Annotated in this window: 17 protein-coding genes; 4 read left to right on the top strand and 13 right to left on the bottom strand. The window is 54.0% G+C overall.

The genetic code is table 11. The features are described from left to right. Positions 1-254 precede the first annotated feature (254 nt). Positions 255-812 (bottom strand): YbaY family lipoprotein, encoded by a 558-nt coding sequence (locus tag VI01_RS01860; RefSeq protein ID WP_034828134.1) that lies wholly within the window; start codon positions 810-812, stop codon positions 255-257. 204 nt (positions 813-1,016) lie between these two features. Here VI01_RS01860 and tesB point away from each other — a divergent pair, with 204 nt between their 5' ends. Beyond that, positions 1,017-1,880, top strand: a complete 864-nt coding sequence (tesB, locus tag VI01_RS01855) for an acyl-CoA thioesterase II (protein ID WP_045813791.1) — start codon at positions 1,017-1,019, stop codon at positions 1,878-1,880. 71 nt (positions 1,881-1,951) lie between these two features. On the opposite strand, the gene amtB is transcribed toward tesB, so the two are convergent. The 5 genes from amtB to VI01_RS01830 form a co-directional block, all read right to left on the bottom strand. After that, positions 1,952-3,241 carry an ammonium transporter AmtB gene (gene amtB / locus VI01_RS01850; protein WP_038648536.1) on the bottom strand — a complete coding sequence of 430 codons (1,290 nt, stop codon included), beginning with the start codon at positions 3,239-3,241 and terminating at the stop codon, positions 1,952-1,954. A gap of 33 nt (positions 3,242-3,274) precedes the next feature. Continuing rightward, entirely contained in the window at positions 3,275-3,613 is a 339-nt protein-coding gene (gene glnK, locus VI01_RS01845; protein WP_007886947.1) for a P-II family nitrogen regulator, read from the bottom strand. A 259-nt stretch (positions 3,614-3,872) separates the two neighbouring features. Next, complete coding sequence (locus VI01_RS01840) at positions 3,873-5,648, bottom strand: SmdB family multidrug efflux ABC transporter permease/ATP-binding protein (RefSeq protein WP_045813790.1); 1,776 nt, start codon at positions 5,646-5,648, stop codon at positions 3,873-3,875. Continuing rightward, on the bottom strand, positions 5,641-7,410 hold the full coding sequence (locus VI01_RS01835) for a SmdA family multidrug ABC transporter permease/ATP-binding protein (protein ID WP_038648541.1): 1,770 nt from the start codon (positions 7,408-7,410) through the stop codon (positions 5,641-5,643). Before VI01_RS01835 ends, VI01_RS01840 begins: the two co-directional genes overlap by 8 nt. A gap of 24 nt (positions 7,411-7,434) precedes the next feature. Continuing rightward, on the bottom strand, positions 7,435-7,896 hold the full coding sequence (locus VI01_RS01830; protein ID WP_045813789.1) for an Lrp/AsnC family transcriptional regulator: 462 nt from the start codon (positions 7,894-7,896) through the stop codon (positions 7,435-7,437). A gap of 115 nt (positions 7,897-8,011) precedes the next feature. Between VI01_RS01830 and VI01_RS01825 the strand changes: the two genes are divergently transcribed. Then, positions 8,012-9,046 (top strand): PLP-dependent cysteine synthase family protein, encoded by a 1,035-nt coding sequence (locus tag VI01_RS01825; RefSeq protein ID WP_045813788.1) that lies wholly within the window; start codon positions 8,012-8,014, stop codon positions 9,044-9,046. A 34-nt stretch (positions 9,047-9,080) separates the two neighbouring features. Here VI01_RS01825 and cof read toward each other — a convergent pair whose 3' ends face one another. Next, positions 9,081-9,902, bottom strand: a complete 822-nt coding sequence (cof, locus tag VI01_RS01820; protein WP_045813787.1) for an HMP-PP phosphatase — start codon at positions 9,900-9,902, stop codon at positions 9,081-9,083. A 93-nt stretch (positions 9,903-9,995) separates the two neighbouring features. Here cof and VI01_RS01815 point away from each other — a divergent pair, with 93 nt between their 5' ends. Continuing rightward, entirely contained in the window at positions 9,996-11,711 is a 1,716-nt protein-coding gene (locus VI01_RS01815; RefSeq protein ID WP_045813786.1) for an SgrR family transcriptional regulator, read from the top strand. Positions 11,712-11,737: 26 nt separating this feature from the next. After that, complete coding sequence (gene queC, locus VI01_RS01810) at positions 11,738-12,433, top strand: 7-cyano-7-deazaguanine synthase QueC (protein ID WP_038648549.1); 696 nt, start codon at positions 11,738-11,740, stop codon at positions 12,431-12,433. A 233-nt stretch (positions 12,434-12,666) separates the two neighbouring features. On the opposite strand, the gene VI01_RS01805 is transcribed toward queC, so the two are convergent. The 6 genes from VI01_RS01805 to clpX all read right to left on the bottom strand — a co-directional run bounded on the left by VI01_RS01805 (position 12,667) and on the right by clpX (position 20,044). Further along, positions 12,667-13,074, bottom strand: coding sequence for a thioesterase family protein (locus tag VI01_RS01805; RefSeq protein WP_038648551.1), 408 nt, complete (start codon positions 13,072-13,074; stop codon positions 12,667-12,669). 101 nt (positions 13,075-13,175) lie between these two features. After that, positions 13,176-13,499, bottom strand: coding sequence for a ComEA family DNA-binding protein (locus VI01_RS01800; RefSeq protein WP_038648552.1), 324 nt, complete (start codon positions 13,497-13,499; stop codon positions 13,176-13,178). Between the two features lie 140 nt (positions 13,500-13,639). Further along, positions 13,640-15,508: a peptidylprolyl isomerase gene (gene ppiD, locus VI01_RS01795; protein WP_045813793.1), complete on the bottom strand. Its 1,869-nt coding sequence runs from the start codon at positions 15,506-15,508 to the stop codon at positions 13,640-13,642. Between the two features lie 237 nt (positions 15,509-15,745). Then, positions 15,746-16,018, bottom strand: a complete 273-nt coding sequence (gene hupB, locus VI01_RS01790) for a nucleoid-associated protein HU-beta (RefSeq protein WP_034828113.1) — start codon at positions 16,016-16,018, stop codon at positions 15,746-15,748. A 213-nt stretch (positions 16,019-16,231) separates the two neighbouring features. Further along, on the bottom strand, positions 16,232-18,586 hold the full coding sequence (gene lon, locus VI01_RS01785; protein WP_034828111.1) for an endopeptidase La: 2,355 nt from the start codon (positions 18,584-18,586) through the stop codon (positions 16,232-16,234). Between the two features lie 186 nt (positions 18,587-18,772). Further along, complete coding sequence (gene clpX / locus VI01_RS01780; RefSeq protein ID WP_034828109.1) at positions 18,773-20,044, bottom strand: ATP-dependent protease ATP-binding subunit ClpX; 1,272 nt, start codon at positions 20,042-20,044, stop codon at positions 18,773-18,775. Positions 20,045-20,053: the final 9 nt, after the last annotated feature.

The following is a 20,053-nucleotide window of genomic DNA, read 5'->3' as shown; positions in this document are numbered from 1 at the left end:
ACTGTGAAGTAAAGCGTCAAGCCAAAGATAAAAGTGACGAGCACTCTGGGACAATCCGCCGATGTCACTCCACAAACTCGCACCCATGCTGAGGTGCGGGCAGGCAATACTGTGGAGTAAAGCGTCACACGCCAGGGATGGCGTGTGCCGAGCGATCAGGGACGAGACAGCGGCTTTACGCAACAGTATTACCTGCCCGCACACTCCCCCGCCCCGATTTTTTACATGCTCCTCAGACTAGCACCGAGTGATTATCACATACTCGTCGGCGCAGGCACCGAAGCGGAAGGCACCACCTGTGTTGGCGACGTTGACGGCACCGTGGTCGCTGCGCCTGGCGTGGTCTGCATCGCCATATTTGTCACTGGCACCAGCAACAGCTCCGCTTTCGTACCGCCCTGATTGATTACCGGCTTCACGGTATCGGTAATAAACGCCAGTTTGCCATCAATAGCGATCGCGGCACTTAACAGAATCCGCGCATTCGGCTGAATATCGGCCGGGTTAAACGGCAGCACAAACTGGAACGGTGCCTGTTTCCCTTCCGTGCGCACCACATGCTGCGCCAGCACTTTCGATGGTGCATCAGCCAGTGAAGCGTCGGACAGCGTCACGGTTAACACTGCATCCGGCGGCAACGCAATGCGCTGACGAATGTACACCGAACCACTAACATTAGGCTGCGTAATCGCGGCCTGCTGCCCCGCGACGGCGGAGCCCAGCGTTGGGGTGGCTACCGGCTTACTGTGATCGGCACAGCCAGCCAATGCTGCCGCCAGCGTCACACCGCTAATAACATGCCAGAGTTTCATCGATGTCGTCTCCTTATGAACACTATGATTGTCGGCGGACAATTTATTGGGTAGCTTTTCAACCGCCGAATGCCATTAATTCTGGCACAAAAAACCGGATTGCGCCCAAAAGCACTGCCAGCTCGCTGAAATCACGGCAAAATCATTGACGGAAACTGGTCGGATCTTTCACACTGACGCGATTGCCCCCCTGAGGAATCTGATATGAGCCAGGCACTGCAAAACCTGCTTAATTTACTCGATCTCGAAAAACTCGAAGAAGGCCTGTTTCGCGGCCAAAGTGAAGATCTTGGCCTGCGCCAGGTATTTGGCGGCCAGGTCGTCGGTCAGGCGTTATACGCAGCAAAACAAACCGTGCCGGAAGAGCGCATCATCCACTCTTTTCACAGCTACTTCCTGCGTCCTGGTGATAGCGAAAAAGCCATCATCTATGATGTCGAAACTCTGCGCGACGGCAAAAGTTTTAGCGCGCGTCGCGTCAGCGCGGTGCAAAACGGACAGCCGATCTTCTATATGACCGCCTCGTTCCAGGCACCCGAAAGCGGATTTGAGCACCAGAACACCATGCCTCAAGTACCGGGGCCGGATAACCTCCCCTCGGAGCAGGATCTGGCGCAAAAACTGGCGGCTCATTTACCGCTCAAACTCAAAGAAAAGTTTCTCGCTGAGCGTCCGCTGGATATCCGGCCGGTGCAAATCCATAACCCGCTTAAGGGCCGTGTCGATGAGCCGATGCGCCAGGTGTGGATTCGTGCCAACGGCAAGCTGCCGGGCGATCGCCGTATTCATCAATACCTGCTGGGTTACGCCTCGGATCTCAACTTCCTGCCTGTGGCGCTACAGCCGCACGGTAAAGGCTTTTTGGAGCCTGACATGCAGGTGGCGACGATTGACCACTCCATGTGGTTCCACCGCCCGTTCGATCTCTCAGAGTGGTTGTTGTACAGCGTGGTGAGCACCTCAGCTTCAGGCGCACGTGGGTTTGTACGTGGGGAGTTCTACACGCAGGATGGTACACTGGTCGCGACTACAGTTCAGGAAGGCGTCATGCGCCAGCGCGACGCATAAAAAAAGGGGCGATATTATCGCCCCCTCGTCTTTTTATAGTTTTAGCGCACTGCTCTTCTACCGCTCATTTCTTACTGGTTGTAAGCGTTCTCGCCGTGGCTGTTCACATCCAGACCTTCACGTTCCTGATCTTCTGGAACACGCAGGCCAACGATCATATCCGCCAGTTTGAAGCCGATGAAGGCGACAACACCTGACCAGACGATGGTCACGCCGCAGCTGAACAGCTGAACCCAAACCTGATGGCCCATGGTCACGCCTTCTGCGTAGCCCACGCCGCCCAGTGAAGAGGAGGCGAACACACCGGTCAGAATACAACCCAGGATACCGCACACGCCGTGCACACCGAACACATCACATGGGTCATCCACACGCAGCCATTTCTTCAGGGTGGTCACACCCCAGATACCTGCCAGGCCACCGGCCAGACCGATAATCAGCGCGCCGCCGACACCGACATAACCACAAGCCGGGGTGATAGCAACCAGACCGGCGATAAAGCCAGAACACGCACCCAGCAGAGAAGGTTTGCCACGCATCGCCCACTCACCGAACACCCATGACAGCACCGCACCTGCAGTCGCCACAACAGTATTCAGGAAGGCCAGGGCTGCGATTTCATTTGCAGAAGAAGCAGAACCGGCGTTGAAGCCAAACCAGCCCACATACAGAATCGCAGTACCGGTGAAGACCATTGGCAGGTTGTGCGGTTTGAACGCTTCTTTACCGAAGCCAGCACGTTTGCCCACCAGATAAGCCCCCACCAGACCCGCAACTGCGGCGTTGATGTGAACAACGGTACCACCCGCGAAGTCCAGCGCGCCGTCTTGCGCCAGCAGACCGCCAGCCCACACCATGTGTGCGATTGGCAGATAAGAGAGCGTCAGCCAGACCACCACAAAAATCAGTACTGCTGAGAAGCGAATACGTTCAGCAATCGCGCCCACAATCAGGCCCACGGTGATACAGGCGAAGGAAGCCTGGAACGCGACGTGGATATACTGATAGAAGCTGCCCATCACCGCTTTCAGCTCGATATTTTTCAGCATCGCCCACTGGAAGTTACCGAAGAAGGCGTTGCCCTCGCTGAAGGCCAGCGAATAACCGTAAATCACCCACAGCACGCAGACTAATGCGAAGGTCACGGCAACCTGGGTCAGCATCGACAGGACGTTTTTACCGCGAATCAAACCGCCGTAAAACAGGGCGATGCCCGGAATCGTCATAAACAGTACCAGAGCGGTACAGATCATCATAAAGGCGTTATCCGCTTTGTCCGCAACGGCAGGTGCTGCCGCCATGGCCAGAGACGGTAACAGTGCCAGGCTGGTGAGGCCCAACTTAGTCATCATTTTATTCATTTCTTTCCATCCCATCACAATTCAGAGCCCCAGTTACAGTGCTGCTTCGTCGGTCTCGCCGGTACGAATACGAATAACGCGCTGCAGTTCTGCGACGAAGATTTTGCCGTCGCCAATTTTGCCGGTGTAAGCGGCTTTGCTGATGACATCCACCACTTCATCGAGTTGATCGTCCGCAATCGCGATATCAATTTTAACTTTTGGCAGGAAGTTCACGCTGTACTCGGCACCGCGGTAAAGCTCTGCGTGACCTTTCTGGCGACCAAACCCCTTCACTTCGGTAACAGTCAGTCCCTGAATGCCAATGGAGGATAAAGCTTCACGCACGTCCTCCAGCTTAAATGGTTTGATTACCACGGTAACCAGCTTCATACGTTCCCCTCCAGATAATAAATTGAGTGAGTCTCGCGGACACGAGGAGATATAAGCAAACGCTGTGCCATAAATGAAAAAAGGGGCGCAGTCAGTGGCCTGGAGGCGCTATATCGCGCTTCGTTATGTGATGGGTGGCTCAGTTTGGGAACAGGACAAAAGAAAGGTGTTGCAATATTGCACTCCTTTGGTGCTTCTAGCCTCAAAGGAGTGCATCAATACAGAACAATCCGATAAATCTGCGCAAAAAAGGTGCAATTCACCCTTCTGCTTGAGCGGGTATGCTCGCCGCGAGTTCATCACCCGCCTGCTGTAGCTGATACATCTGCCAGTAACGACCCTGTTGAGTCAGCAACTGTGCATGCGTGCCCCGCTCGGCAACCTGACCACGGTGCAATACCAAAATCTGATCCGCTTCAGTGATAGTAGAAAGACGGTGCGCAATCACCACCAGCGTGCTGTGCTGGCGTAGTGCACGCAGCGCATGCTGAATCGCCTGCTCGGTACCGGAATCGATATTGGCAGTCGCTTCATCAAGGATCAAAATTTGTGGCAGCGAAACCAGCACTCGCGCCAGCGCCAGCAACTGTTTTTGCCCGACCGACAAATTGTTGCCTTGTTCACCCAGCCGCGTGTGAATGCCCTCTGACATCGATCGTGCCAGCGAGGCGAGCTGCACTTTTTCCAGTGCCTGCCACACCTGCTCTTCCGGGATATCGCGTCCCAGCCGCACGTTGGCTAACAAGGTATCAGCCAGCACCACCGGATCCTGCTGCACCATAGCGACGCTTTGGCGTAACGCTTCATGCGTCAGCTGCGGTAAGGGGCGACCATCCAGCTCGATGCTACCGCGTGTCACCGGGTAATATCCCATCAGTAAATTCGCCAGCGTACTTTTGCCACTGCCTGTATGCCCCACCAGCGCCACAAAACCGCGCGCCGGCACCTCGAGGCTGATATGGCTCAGTACATCCCGATTATCGCGGTAGGCAAAACTGACATCGTGCAAGGTAATACGCCCTGAGGCCAACGGCAGGTTATCCTTGCCGTATCCCTGTTGAGTGGCATCCATCAGTTCGAAGATACGCTCGCCGGAAACCACCGCCTGTTGCAACATCGATTGTTGCGTGGTGAGCTCAATCAAGGGTTCGTTCAGTCGTCCCAGATAGGTAATAAAGGCGTAAAGCACGCCGACCTCAAACACACCGGGCGTGGCAAAGCTGAACAGCATCAGCAGCCCACAGAGGATCATTGCCGAAAACAGACTCAGCAGCGGACGCAACAAGAAACCGTCCAACCGCAGGGTTTCCATGCGCGCCAGATAGTGTGAGCGACTGGCCTCGCCCATGCGTTCGCCAAAGCGCGCCTGCTGGCGAAACTGCTGGATCACGCTCATGCCGTTGATCACTTCATTGAAACCATTATTGATATCCGCCAGATAGCTACGTACACGACGCGCAATCGGCGTGCTGTAACGCTGATAAATCAGCATCACCGTGAGTACCAGCGGGAAGATGACAATCGCCACCAGCGCCATACGCCAGTCGAGCGAGAACATCACCACCAGCATTGCGCCAATCAGTGCGGCACTGCGCAGCACGGTAGCCACCACCGTGACGTAGAGATCTTTGATCACTTCGGTATCGTTGGTAACGCGCGAGATAATCTGCCCCACCGGCTGGGTATCAAAGGCGCTAAGCGGCTGACGCAGTGCCGCGTTCATCACGTCCATGCGTAACTGCTGCACCACACCAATCGCCGCGCGATTAAACAGCAGCGCCTGGAAATAGTGCAAACCAGCAGCCAGCAGTTGCAGCAAAATAAAGCACACCAGCAGCCCAATGGCGATGCCCCAGGGCATTTGGTGTTTTGCCACCAGATTATCAATGAAGTAGCTCACCAGCACCGGGCCGGTGACTTCTGCCGCCGCCGCAATCCACAACATGCCGACCGCCAGCCACAGCGATTTTCGCCAGGGTTTGCCGTATGACAGCAGGCGTTTCAGGGTTGGCCACAAACGTTGCGATTTAGCCATGATTCGCTTCCTCTGCGGTTTCATCTTCATCCAGCGCCGCTTCGAGTTGCTGATAGCGGTACATATCGCGATACCATCCCTCTTTCGCTAGCAGGCTGTCGTGATCGCCGCGCTGAGTCACCGCACCTTGTTGCAGCACCAGAATTTCACTGGCTTCAGTCAACGCCGATAAACGATGCGCGCTGATGATCAACGTGCGGCCTTTGCCCCACTGCCGCAGGTTGTGCAGGATTTCATGCTCTGTGCGACCGTCCACCGCGGATAGTGCATCGTCGAGGATCAGGATTTCCGCATTCAGCAACAGCGCGCGGGCAATGGCAATACGCTGTTTTTGACCGCCGGAAAGCATCACACCGCGCTCACCCACTTCGGTGTCATAGCCCTGCGGCAGACGCAGAATGTCATCGTGTACACAGGCCATGCGCGCCACGCGCTCAATTTCTTCCTGAGACGCATTCGGACGGCCCAGTGCCAGGTTATTAGCCACAGTATCGGAGAACAAAAACGGCGTCTGGCTCACCACCGCCAGCCGACTGCGCCAGCTATCGAGTCGCAGCTGCGTTAGCGGCAGGTTATGGTAGCGAATGTCACCCTGGTCGATGTCGAAATGGCGTTGAATCAGACTTAGCAGCGTGCTTTTACCACAGCCGGTTGGACCGCACAGCCCCAACATCTGCCCCGGTTTCAGTTGAAAATTAACATGGCTCAGCGCCGCGCCTGCGTTAGCGGGATAATGGAATTCACGAATGGCGACCTGTAAATCGCCAGCATCGTCGGGCAGGACTTTCTGCCCATCCTCCACCGCCGGAGCTTCCGCCAATAGCGCGCGAATGCGGCTCCATGCCGCGCTCCCACGTTCAACGATGTTGATCATCCACGCCAGCGCCAGCATCGGCCAAATCATCAGTCCCAGATACATCACGAAGCTGGTGAGCTGACCCAACGTCAAACTACCGTGCCACACCATCCAGCCACCGCCCGCAATCGCCAGCAGGTTAGAGAAACCCACGGCGATGTAAATGATGGGATCAAAACGTGCATCAACACGCGCCACATGCAGGTTTTTCTTGCCGGTGTCGCGCGCAATGTCAGCAAACTGTTGCGATTGATGATCTTCCAGGCCAAAGGCTTTGATCATCCGGATGCTGGTAAGGCTCTCCTGTGTTTGATCGTTCAGGCTGGAGAAGGCCGCCTGGGCCACTTTAAAGCGCTGATGCAGACGCGAACCATCTTTCTGAATGGCAATCGCCATCAGCGGCATCGGGATCAGCGCCAGCAGCGTCAGCTCCCAACTGATTTGCACGCTCATCACCACCAGCACCACTAAGCCCATGACCAGCGAATCCACCAGCGTCAGGACGCCCTCACCGGCGGCAAATACCACGCGATCCACGTCATTGGTGGCGCGCGCAATCAAATCGCCCGTGCGATGGCGTAAATAGAACGCAGGATGCTGGCGACTCAACTGGCGATAGAAATCTTCCCGTAATTCAACTGCGAGCTGGTAAGACGCGCCAAACAACAGCACACGCCAGACATAACGCAGCAGATAGACGATCACCGCTGTCACCAGCATCACGCCAATCCACATAAAAAGTTTGCCGCTGCTTAAGGTGTGTTGCGTTACGCCATCAACAATCACGCCGACCACATGCGGCGGCAGCAGTTGTAATAACGCAATCACAATCAGCAAGCTGACGGCACCCAGATATCGCCGCCACTCGCGCAGGAAATACCAACTTAATTGGCTGAATAATCGCACAAGACGCTCTCTTTCTGTGCCCGTTCAGGGCGCTACCGGCAACGCGGTGGTGTATTTAATCTCTTCCATGGCGAAACTGGAGGTCACATCAATCAGGCCTGGCACGCCATTCACCAGACGTTTATAAAATGCGTCGTAATTTTTCATATCGGCCACCTGGATGCGCAGCAGATAATCGTACTCCCCGGCCATGCGATAGAATGCCATCACTTCAGGCATCTGCTGCACCACGGCAACAAATTGCTGAAACCAGTCGCTGCTGTGCTGTTGTGTTTTGACAAACATGAAAGCGGTGAGAGAAAGACCCATCTTCTCCCCATCCAGCAGCGCCACGCGCGCACGAATAATGCCATCATCTTCCAGCTTTTTCAGGCGTTTCCAGCACGGCGTGGTGGTGAGATTCACCGCATCCGCCAGTGCTTGCAGCGATAACGTGCAATCCTGTTGCAGTATCGCCAGCAAAGTGCGGTCAGTTTTATCTAGCATTCGGCGCTCCGGGAGAAAAATTTTCTCTTATTCGGGCATTATACCCGGATTAAAGCAACCTTATTTTCCTGCCAGTGCCTTACACTGTGCACAATAATGATTACGGATTCGTCACATGCAAACGCCCTGGGTTCGCCACGCCATCAATGAAATTAACGCCGATTTTCAACGCTCTGCGGATACGCATCTTATTCGCTTTGCGCTGGAGGATTTTCCTGGCATTCGCTTCTATCTCAAAGATGAAAGCACCCATCCGAGTGGTAGCCTGAAGCATCGCCTGGCGCGGTCGCTGTTCCTATATGGTTTGGCCAATGGCTGGATCCGCGAGAATACGCCGATTATTGAAGCGTCATCCGGTAGCACGGCAGTGTCAGAAGCCTATTTCGCACGTTTGCTGGGTCTGCCTTTCATTGCGGTGATGCCCGCCAGCACCGCAAAACGCAAGATCGAAATGATCCGTTTTTATGGCGGCGAGTGCCATTTTGTCGCTGACCCTTGCCAGCTTTACAGCGAATCAGAGCGGCTGGCGCGTGAGCTCAACGGTCATTTTATGGATCAGTTCACCTATGCCGAGCGCGCCACCGACTGGCGCGGCAACAACAATATCGCTGAAAGTATTTTCCGTCAGATGGCGCATGAGCCTTTCCCTGTGCCGCACACCTTAATTATGAGTGCCGGCACCGGCGGAACCTCCGCCACACTGGGCCGCTATATCCGTTATCAGGGACACGATACGCGTCTGTTGGTGGTGGATCCGCAACACTCTGTGTTCTTTGATTTTTGGCATAGCCGCGACAGTGCGCTGCGCAACGATCGTGGCAGCATGATTGAGGGTATTGGACGCCCGCGCGTAGAGCCGTCATTTTTACCCGATGTGATCGACGAAATGATCAAAGTGCCGGATGGCGCAACGGTGGCTGCGATGCTGTATCTGGAGAAAATACTGGGCCGTCGCCCCGGCGCTTCAACCGGAACCAATTTCTGGGGCATGTTGCAGGTAGCGAAACGCATGCGGGAAAATGGCGAACAAGGTTCGCTGGTGACGCTGTTGTGCGACAGCGGTGAGCGTTATCCGGATACCTATTACAACCCTGAGTGGGTCGCGCAAAACATCGGGGATATCAAGCCGTGGCTGCGTGAGCTGCAATAAAAAACCGGACATCCTGTCCGGTTCACTGTAAGCCTCAGCATTCGGGGGAATAATCGAGGTGTGGTGTGGTCATCCAGTGATTTAAGTAATGAGACACCGCCTGTGTCTCGCAATGTCCAATAATCGGTAAATGCGGCAGCGACGATTTCAATTGATGCATGGCGTTGCCCATGATGAACCCGCTGCCAACGCGCTCCAGCATTTCGCGGTCATTCATCGCATCACCAAACGCCATACAATCCGCCATTGATAGCGACAGATGCTGGCACAGATACGCCAGCGCCGCGCCTTTGTGGCAGTCCAGCGGCAGAACTTCCAGACAATCCCACGCTGAAAAACAGATATTGGCGCGCTCGCCCAGGGCTTGTTGCAACTCTACTTTTAACGCCTGCAGCATCTCATGCGGCGCAATAAAACAAATTTTGGTCACCTCATGCGCTGACATCTGACGCAAATCGCGCAGCTGATAATGGAAGCCACTCATCACGTGCGCTTCTAATGCACCCAACAACGGTTTATCGGTGAACCAGCCCTCATCGTTGAAGATATGAATCGATGCCGGCGTTTGCCAATGCGTGTGGATCACCTCTTCGGCTACAGAAGAGGACAGATCACAGCCAAACAGCTGCTGACCTTCCAAATCGTGAATGCGTGTGCCATTGCCGGTGATCAACCAGGCCGGCAGAGTGAGCTGTTCACGTACCACCTGCACATCCATCAGATGGCGACCCGTGGCAAAGGCAAGGGTGATATCGCGCTGATGCAGGGCATGCAGGGAGTCGATGGTTTCATTCCCTAACCGGTGCGTCGGCAGTAACAACGTGCCATCCATATCAAATGCCGCGAGGCGAGCCATGCAATGTCTCCTGTCTGAGTGAGGAATCTACTATCGCCTGGTAATTACGGAACTAATAGTGAATACTTTCAGGAAACTGTTCCGGGTTTAGCCATGCGCCAACTTCATCGGGTTAATCAATTTCAGCGACTGTGGCAGCTCAGCCAGGGCGAGCCTCTGCGTTTGAGCGTTGCCGCCATGGCACAGCACTGTTTTTGCAGTGAGCGCCATGTACGTACCTTATTACGCCAGTGGCAGGATGCTGACTGGCTGCACTGGCGCGGCGAATCCGGCCGGGGAAAGCAAGGCGAACTGACGTTTCTGATTTCCCCTGAACAACTCCGCCAACAGCTATTAACCCAACAGCTGGAAGCGGGCGAAGCGATACAGGCGTTGCAGGTACTGGATCTTCATCCTGAGCGGCTGGTGAAAATGCTGCGGCCGCTGATGGGGGGCCAATGGCAGAACCAGGCGCCGGTGCTGCGTATTCCCTATTATCGCGCGATGGAGCCGCTGCGGCCGCTGCGTCTTACCGGAAGGGCTGAGCAGCACCTGGTACGGCAGATTTTCTCTGGCCTGACGCGCTTTAATGGCGACGATGTAGAAGGCGATCTTGCGCATCACTGGCAACATGATGGCAGCGGCTGTGACTGGTATTTCTGGTTACGACCGCAGCTCAGCTGGCACAACGATGAGCCAATTCATGCGGCGCAGCTGGTTGCTCAGTTACAGCAGATTATGCAAACCGTGCGCGGCAGTCGCCTGCTGGCCTCAATCGAACATATCGAGGCGCCACATCCGCTGGCACTGCGTATTCAATTGCGTCAGAGCGACTATTGGCTGCCGCAGCGTCTGGCACACCAATACTGCCTGCTGCCACATCCTGATGCGATGGATATAGGCAGCGGTCCCTGGAAACTGACCCATTTCACTGATGAGTTGGTTCGCCTGGAAAGTCATGCTCGCTGGCATCTGCAACGACCGCTGATTCAGGTAGTGGAATACTGGATTACACCGCAGCTGTTTGCACATGGTCTCGGTACCAGCTGTCGTCATCCGGTGCAAATCGCCATTGGCGATCCTGACGAGCTGGATGCATTGCGCCCGGTCGATCACAGTATCAGCCTCGGCTTCTGTTATCTGGCACCGCGCATTTCCGCCGGCTTTACTGCCGCACAGGTCACAACACTGATTGCATTAATACAACACAGTGGAGTGATTCAGCAGTTACCGTTGGATGAAGGCTTGATTACCGCAAGCAAGGAGTTGCTGCCCGGTTGGCCCGTTCCCTCTGCCGGGATGACCACCGCCAGGCTGCCTGCGAGACTGACACTGCACTACCATCTCCCTATCGAACTGCATGTGATGGCGCAGGCGCTGGTGCCTTTGCTGGCCCAACAGGGCTGCGAATTAACCTGTGTTTTTCATGATGTGAAAAACTGGCGTGACGATATCGACCTGAGCGATGCCGATGTGGTGATGGGTGACCGTCTCATTGGCGATGCGCCGCTGTTTACCCTGGCGAACTGGCTGGAGAACGATCCGGTATGGGCTCCCATACGCGCCCCGGTGCTAACCGCCCCGCTTAACGCTATCGCCCATCAGCCCAGCCCAGAGCAACGCGCGACATTGACGCGCCAGCTGTTCCAGCAGTTGATGCGTGATGGACATTTGTTGCCGCTGTTTAACTATCGCTATCAGGTGTTTGCCCCGCCCGGCGTTGAAGGCATCCAGCTCAATACACTGGGCTGGTTCGATTTCACCCGCGCCTGGATTCCACCGCCCGCGACCGCAGGGACTGTTCAGCCCGCGCCTGAGCCAGTACCATAGATGCACTGATTTTTGGGGAAATTGAGATGAAACGAGCCGTTGTCGTATTCAGTGGCGGACAAGATTCCACCACCTGTCTGATTCAGGCACTGCAACAGTATGATGAAGTGCACTGTGTCACCTTCGATTATGGTCAACGCCATCGCGAAGAGATTGAAGTCGCGGCTGAACTCGCGCACAAACTGGGTGCCCGTGCGCACAAAGTGCTGGATGTGACGCTGCTCAATGAACTGGCGGTCAGCAGCCTGACGCGCGATAACATTCCAGTGCCCACTTACGATCCTGACGCCAGCGGTTTGCCGAGTACTTTTGTACCAGGCCGCAATATTCTGTTCCTGACCTTAGCCTCCATTTATGCTTATCAGGTAGAAGCCGAGGCGGTGATTACCGGTGTCTGCGAAACAGACTTCTCTGGCTATCCTGATTGCCGCGATGAGTTTGTTAAAGCGCTCAACAATGCCGTTAGCCTCGGCATGGCGCGCAACGTTCGCTTTGAAACGCCACTGATGTGGTTGAATAAAGCCGAAACCTGGGCGCTGGCAGATTACTGGCAGCAACTGCCGCTGGTGCGGGCGGAAACCCTGACTTGCTATAACGGTGTCAAAGGCGACGGTTGCGGTGAGTGCGCCGCCTGCCATCTGCGTGCGCGGGGGTTGGCGGATTACCAGGCCAATGCTGCAGCCGTCATGGCAGCAATGAAACAAAAAAGCGGTTTTAACTGATTGAGTTGAATCGCGGTTGGGACGCATTGAGCGGCTTCGCTAGCTGGAACCTTTTAAGCTGCTTTGCTGGATTGCGCTTATTGGGCGGCTTCGCTGGATTGAAATCATTGAACGGCTTCGCTAGCCGGAACTTATCAAGCTGCTTCGCCGGATTGAGGTCATCGAACGGCTTCGCTCACAGGAGCTCATTGAGCAGCTTAGGCTGGCGTTTCTGACGCCAGCTCGCTCTGCTCTTAATCGCTTTCCACCATCAACGCTGACAGACGATCACGCAACTCCCCTTCCATCGGCACCGCTTTTTGCGTGCGCAAATCGATGCAGACGAAGGTTAACGCTGCGTCCGCAACCACCGTGTTATCGCTTGCCAGCAGCACGCGCTGCGAAATAATGCCGCTTTTGCCATTCAACTGTGACACTTCGCTCTCAATATGTAACACGTCGCCCAGCACCGCCGGACGACGATAGTTAATGTTGATATTGACCACCACAAACGCCAGCTTCTGATCCATCAGCCAGTGAAAAGCATCGACATCCTCCAGCCACTGCCAGCGCGCCTCTTCCAGAAACTCGAGATAACGTGCGTTGTTCACATGCTGATAAACGTCCAGATGATAGCCGCGTACTTTGATGGTGGTTTGCATTATTGCTCCTGTTCAGACTGTTAATGACAACTGGTATGACCTGTTGAGCATAGCACAGCCTGATTGGGTGCTTTATCAATCCTTCAAAGTCGCGACCCGCCTCACAGTTTCAGCCGACCACTGTTACGTTCCACCAGAGCATTGCCGATGCCTGGAATCTCCTTAAGCTGATCAATGGCGGTAAACGGACCATACTGCTCGCGATAACTGACAATCGCCTGAGCTTTCTTCAGGCCGATGCCGTTCATTGCGGCTGCGAGCTGTTCAGCGCTGGCTTGATTGATGCTGACCTGTCCCTCTTGCGGCGAGGATACTTGCGTCGCCTGCGTTTCGCTGGGGCTTTCGGCCGCGGACAGTCCGGTGGTATAGAGTGCGCCACCCAGCGCCAGCGTGATACATAGAGCGCGAAAAGTTGATTTCACCATGCTGTGTTTCTCCTTGTGTTTGACAGCCACAGCAGAGTGTCACAGCGTGTTTTCAGGCTCAAAAGGGCAATTACAGAAATGGAAAAGGCCGCAGAAGCGGCCTTTGAGTTGTTGCAGCGGATTCACATTTTTTGTGAGGCTTACTGGTTTTGTGCAGCCGCGCCGTATTTGATTTTCGCGTCTTTACGCAGGTTTTCCAGCAGCGCTTCAAACGCAATCTGTGCGTTATTCTGCGTCACGCCTTTCACCATCTCATCAATCTGCGCCTGTGGCATATTACCCGGGCTGACTTTATCCAGCGCGACCAGTACCACGTTACCCTGCATATCTTCGCTCACACCCCAGGACGGTTTGTTGTCCGCGGGTTGTGGCAAGTTAAAGGCAGACTGCGCAACCGGATCCTGTGCATTACGATCAAAGGATTTGCTGGCGCTCAGGGTCAAGCCTGCCGCTTTCAGCGCATCTTCTTTACCGGCTTTCAGATCAACCAGCAGCTTATCGGCCTGAGCTTTAGCCTGCTGTGTGGCTTTGTCATGCTTCAGCGTGTCGGCAATCTGCGCTTTCACCTGATCCAGCGGTTTTACGGCTTCAGGCTTGTGCTCGCTGATGCGCAGCACAAACGCACGATCGCCATCGACGCTGATGATGTCAGAGTTATTACCCGGCGCACCGTTTTGGCCCACCAGTCCACCGTTGAAGATCGCCTGCTTGACCTGATCGAAATCGAGTTCAGCCGGAACATTATCACGCGTGATCCAGCCGGTTTCCGTGACTTTCAGACCGGAAGCCTGTGCAGCACCCGCCAACGACTCGTTGTCATTGCTGGCCGCTTCACTGACTTTCTGCTGCAGCTTGTAGAAGGCGTCGACTGCCTTTTCCTGCTTCACCTTGTCAGCAACAGCGTCATGGATCTCAGCCAGCGGCTTAATCTGCTCGGCCTGGATATCATCCAGACGTACCACCAGGAAACCGACTGAAGATTTGATCACGCCTGACAACTGGCCTTTCTGCGTCAGGTTGGCATTTTTCAGCTCATCCGGCGTGGTGCCCGGCTCCAGCCACCCCATATCGCCGCCTTTGCGTGCTGAGATCGGGTCAATGGATTTGCTTTTTGCCAGCGTGGCGAAGTCTTCACCCTTCTTCAGCGCTTCCAGAACGGCATTGGCATCCGCTTCAGTTTTGGTCTGAATCACGCTGTAGCGATTGCGCTGCGGCTGTGAATAGTCAGCTTTGTGTTGATCGAACCAACTCTGAATGTCCGCTTCGCTCACGGTTTCCTGCATGCTGGCTGCATCCATTTTGATGTAGCTGACGCGGAACTGCTCAGGTGCCATGAAGCTGTTCTGATGCTGCTGGTAATACTGATTGATCTCATCATCACTGGCCGTTTGTTTCGCTGCCAGCGCGTTAACATCAATCACCGCCTGACGAATTTCACGCTGCTGCGAGACCAGGTCCACCAGCTTGCTGGTTTCACCTTTCAGCATGAAATCGGTATTAGCGACCGCGTTGATCAACTGCTGTGTGGCTAACTGCTTACGCAGCGCCGCCGCGTATTGATCCGGCGTAAAGCCCATCTGATTGATTAAGCCGTTGTACTTTGCGTTATCAAACTTGCCGTTAGTCTGGAAAGCTTTTTGATTGAAGATCGCCTGCTTGATCTGATCATCGCTGATGCCAATCTTCAGATCTTTGATGTATTGATCGAGCAACGCCTGATCAATCAGCTGAGATAGCGCCTGCTGACGCATCTGCTGCATGTAACCTTCGTTGCTGGCCAGCTGCGAGAATTGATCGCCCAGCATCTGCTGCTGACGATTACGCTCGTTGTTAAAGCCCTGCTCAAGCTCTGCACGGCTAATTTCATGGCCATTAACTTTGGCGGCATAATCGCTGCCACCGCCGATCAGGTAGTTGCCCACCCCGGTCAGTACGAAAGACAGGATGATCAATCCCAGAATGATCTTGAGCACGACATGATTCGACGCCGCGCGTAAATTGTCCATCATGGTATGACAACACTCCGCTGTAGTGTGAATGTAAAGCTCTGACACGATGTCATCATCGTGCAACTGCTGTTCAGGCTGGCAGTTGGCAACCATGCGGAGACAATAGCCTGTGGCCATCGCCGCGCATCAAGAATAAAAAAGGCACATCAAAAATGATGTGCCCGTATGTTACATGAGAACGGCTTTTTCGTCCTCAATCCATAGAAGAAAATGCTTCAATGGATGTGTCAGCGGTCATTAATTGACTGAGTCTTTCAGTGCTTTACCTGCACGGAAGCCCGGAACTTTACCAGCCGGGATGGTGATCTCTTTACCGGTTTGCGGGTTACGGCCTGTACGAGCAGCACGCTCACGTACAGAGAAAGTACCGAAACCAACCAGTGCCACTTCATCACCGCCTTTCAGCGCGTCAGAAACGGAGCCCATGAATGCATCTAACACACGTCCCGCTGCTGCTTTAGAAATGTCAGCGTCTGCAGCAATTTTGTCGATCAACTGTGACTTATTCACTCTATTCATCCCCTCTTTTATTATTCACATCGCACCCGCGCTTCCCGCCCGGTGCGAACGCGCAGCCAGTTATATCAAGCCTGTGGAGCTGAAACAACGGTATTCATCTTAATCGTTGATTCAACAGCCCCCTAAATTAGCGGCACAAAAAAAAGCTGGCAAGCACCATTTGGCCTGCCAGCTTCGCTTTTTAACGGTTTTTGCCGTTAATCACTATTTTGCCGTCGCAACCTGCATGCCGTAAGGCGCATTTTCCAGTGCCAGGTTCAGCACTTCTTCAATACGCTTCACAGGATGGATGGTCAGATCGGCAATCACGTTCTGTGGAATCTCTTCCAGATCGCGCTTGTTTTCATCCGGGATCAGCACGGTTTTGATGCCACCACGATGCGCTGCCAGCAGCTTCTCTTTCAGACCACCAATCGGCAGCACCTGACCGCGCAGAGTGATCTCACCTGTCATCGCCACATCAGAGCGCACCGGGTTACCGGTCAGACAAGAAACCAGCGCCGTACACATGGCTATACCGGCACTTGGACCATCTTTCGGCGTTGCCCCTTCCGGAACGTGCACGTGGATATCACGTTTCTCGTGGAAATCCCCGTTGATGCCGAGTTTCTCCGCACGCGCGCGAACCACTGTCAGCGCCGCCTGGATAGACTCCTGCATCACTTCACCCAGTGAGCCGGTATAAGTCAGCTTGCCTTTACCCGGTACGCAGGCAGTTTCAATGGTCAGCAGATCGCCTCCCACTTCCGTCCATGCCAGACCGGTGACCTGACCTACGCGGTTTTCAGTGTCCGCTCGACCATAATCAAAGCGCTGCACGCCCAGGAAATCGTGAAGGTTTTCACCATTAATCTTGATGCTCTTCTTACTTTTGTCCATCAGCAGCGTTTTCACTGCTTTACGGCACAGCTTGGAGAGTTCACGTTCCAGACTGCGCACGCCCGCTTCACGGGTGTAGTAACGGATAATGCCGATGATGGCGCTATCGTCAACACTGATCTCTTTTTCTTTCAGTGCATTACGCTCAATCTGTTTCGGCAGTAAGTGCTGTTTGGCGATATTCAGTTTTTCATCTTCGGTATAACCCGAGAGACGAATCACTTCCATACGATCCAGCAGCGGTGCCGGGATGTTCATGGAGTTAGAGGTCGCCACGAACATCACGTCAGAGAGATCGTAATCCACTTCCAGATAGTGATCGTTGAACGCAATGTTCTGCTCTGGATCCAGCACTTCCAGCAATGCCGAAGCGGGATCGCCGCGCATATCGGACGACATCTTATCGATCTCATCCAACAGGAACAGCGGGTTCTTCACGCCGACTTTCGCCATTTTCTGGATCAGTTTGCCCGGCATAGAACCGATGTAAGTGCGACGATGTCCGCGGATTTCCGCTTCATCGCGCACGCCGCCCAGTGCCATACGAACATATTTACGGCCGGTGGCTTTGGCAATTGACTGGCCCAGCGAGGTTTTACCCACGCCTGGCGGTCCGACGAGGCACAGAATGGGGCCTTTAATTTTGCTGACACGACTTTGCACCGCAAGGTACTCAAGAATGCGGTCTTTCACGCGTTCCAGACCGTAATGATCGGTATCCAGCGTTTCCTGCGCCTTCAGCAGGTCTTTTTTCACCTTGCTGCGCGCAACCCATGGCACCTGAACCATCCAGTCGATGTAACCGCGCACCACGGTGGCTTCTGCAGACATCGGCGACATCATTTTCAGCTTCTGCAGTTCTGCTTCGGCTTTTTCGCGCGCTTCAGTCGGCATTTTTGCCGCTTCAATTTTACGTTTCAGCGCTTCGTATTCGTCCGGCGCATCATCCATTTCACCCAGCTCTTTCTGAATGGCTTTCATTTGCTCATTCAGATAGTACTCACGCTGGCTTTTCTCCATCTGCTTTTTCACGCGATTGCGAATGCGCTTCTCAACCTGCAGCAGATCGATTTCGGATTCCATCATCGCCATCAGATATTCAAGACGTTCGTTGATGTCGGACATTTCCAGCACTGACTGCTTATCAGCCAGCTTCAGCGGCATATGCGCTGCTACGGTGTCGGCGAGACGCGCCGCATCGTCGATGCTGTTCAGTGAGGTCAAAACCTCAGGAGGAATTTTTTTATTCAGTTTGATGTAGCCTTCAAACTGATTAATCGCCGTACGCACCAGCACTTCCTGCTCGCGCTCTTCAATTTCTGGCGAGATCAGGTATTCGGCCTGGGCAACAAAATGGTCGCCATTATCAGCCAGTGTGGTGATGTGCGCACGCTGCAAGCCTTCAACCAGCACTTTCACCGTGCCATCGGGCAGCTTGAGCATCTGCAATACGGAAGCGACGGTCCCTACAGAGAAGAGATCGTTAATACCAGGTTCATCCGTTGAAGCCTCTTTCTGGGCAACCAGCATGATCTTCTTGTCATGATCCATTGCCGCTTCGAGGCAACGAATCGATTTTTCCCGACCAACAAACAACGGAATTACCATGTGCGGATAAACCACCACGTCGCGCAAAGGCAACACGGGGATTTCAATGCGTTCAGAACGCTCAGGATTCATAGAGCTCTCTCTTAGTTTAATGTCCGCCAGGTGATGGGTACCGCGTAAAAGAAGTTTGCAGTTCAACCCACAGGATATTGAGTATATGGGGATGCTTGGTCGACATTCAATGTCAGGGGAGAGAGAAAAACAAAAGGGGAAACATTTTCCCCTTTTTTAAGATAACAACATGGTTCGATTGTTTATTTATTCGCCAGAAGCCTGAGCTTCGTGCTTACCATAAATCAACATCGGCTCGGATTGACCGTCAATCACTGACTCATCAATCACCACTTTTTCCACGTCATCCATCGATGGCAGATCGTACATGGTTTCCAGCAGCGCACCTTCTACGATAGAACGCAGACCACGCGCACCGGTTTTGCGTGACATCGCTTTCTTAGCGATCGCCGTCAGCGCTTCATCACGGAACTCCAGCTCCACACCTTCAAGGTTAAACAGAGCCTGGTACTGTTTGGTCAACGCATTCTTCGGTTCGCGCAGGATCTGAATCAGGGCTTCTTCACTCAATTCACTCAGCGTCGCCACCACCGGCAGACGACCAATGAATTCTGGAATCAGACCAAATTTGATCAGATCTTCTGGCTCAACCTGGGACAGTAACTCGCCTTCGCTGGCTTTCTGCGATTTACCTTTCACCGTCGCGCCGAAGCCGATACCGGATCCGGTTTCCACGCGCTGGGAAATCACTTTGTCGAGGCCAGCAAAAGCACCACCACAAATGAACAGGATCTTAGACGTATCAACCTGCAGGAACTCCTGCTGTGGATGCTTACGCCCACCCTGCGGCGGAACCGCGGCAACGGTACCTTCGATCAGCTTCAGCAACGCCTGCTGTACGCCTTCACCAGAAACGTCACGCGTGATTGACGGGTTGTCTGACTTACGAGAAATCTTGTCGATTTCATCGATATAGACGATACCGCGCTGTGCTTTCTGCACATCGTAATCACACTTCTGCAGCAGTTTCTGGATGATGTTTTCCACATCCTCACCCACATAACCGGCTTCGGTCAGGGTGGTGGCATCCGCCATGGTGAACGGAACATCCAGCAAACGCGCCAGGGTTTCAGCCAGCAAGGTTTTACCGCTACCGGTTGGACCGATAAGCAGAATGTTACTTTTGCCCAGTTCGATGCCATTACTGGTATCGCCGTTGCGCAGACGTTTGTAGTGGTTATAGACCGCTACCGCCAGCACTTTTTTTGCCCTTTCCTGACCGATGACGTAATCATCTAAATGATGACGGATTTCATGCGGTGTCGGCAGTGCACTGCGCTCACGGTGCGGAGCCACTTCTTTAATCTCTTCGCGAATGATGTCGTTGCATAAATCAACACATTCGTCGCAAATATACACTGACGGCCCGGCAATCAGCTTACGGACTTCATGCTGGCTTTTGCCGCAGAAAGAGCAGTACAGCAACTTACCTGAACCGTCTTTGCGCTTATCTGTCATCAGCTAACC

It is taken from the genome of Pantoea sp. SM3, from assembly GCF_000963995.1.
GTDB lineage: Bacteria > Pseudomonadota > Gammaproteobacteria > Enterobacterales > Enterobacteriaceae > Pantoea > Pantoea rwandensis_B.
This window is presented reverse-complemented; position numbering and strand designations above follow the sequence as displayed.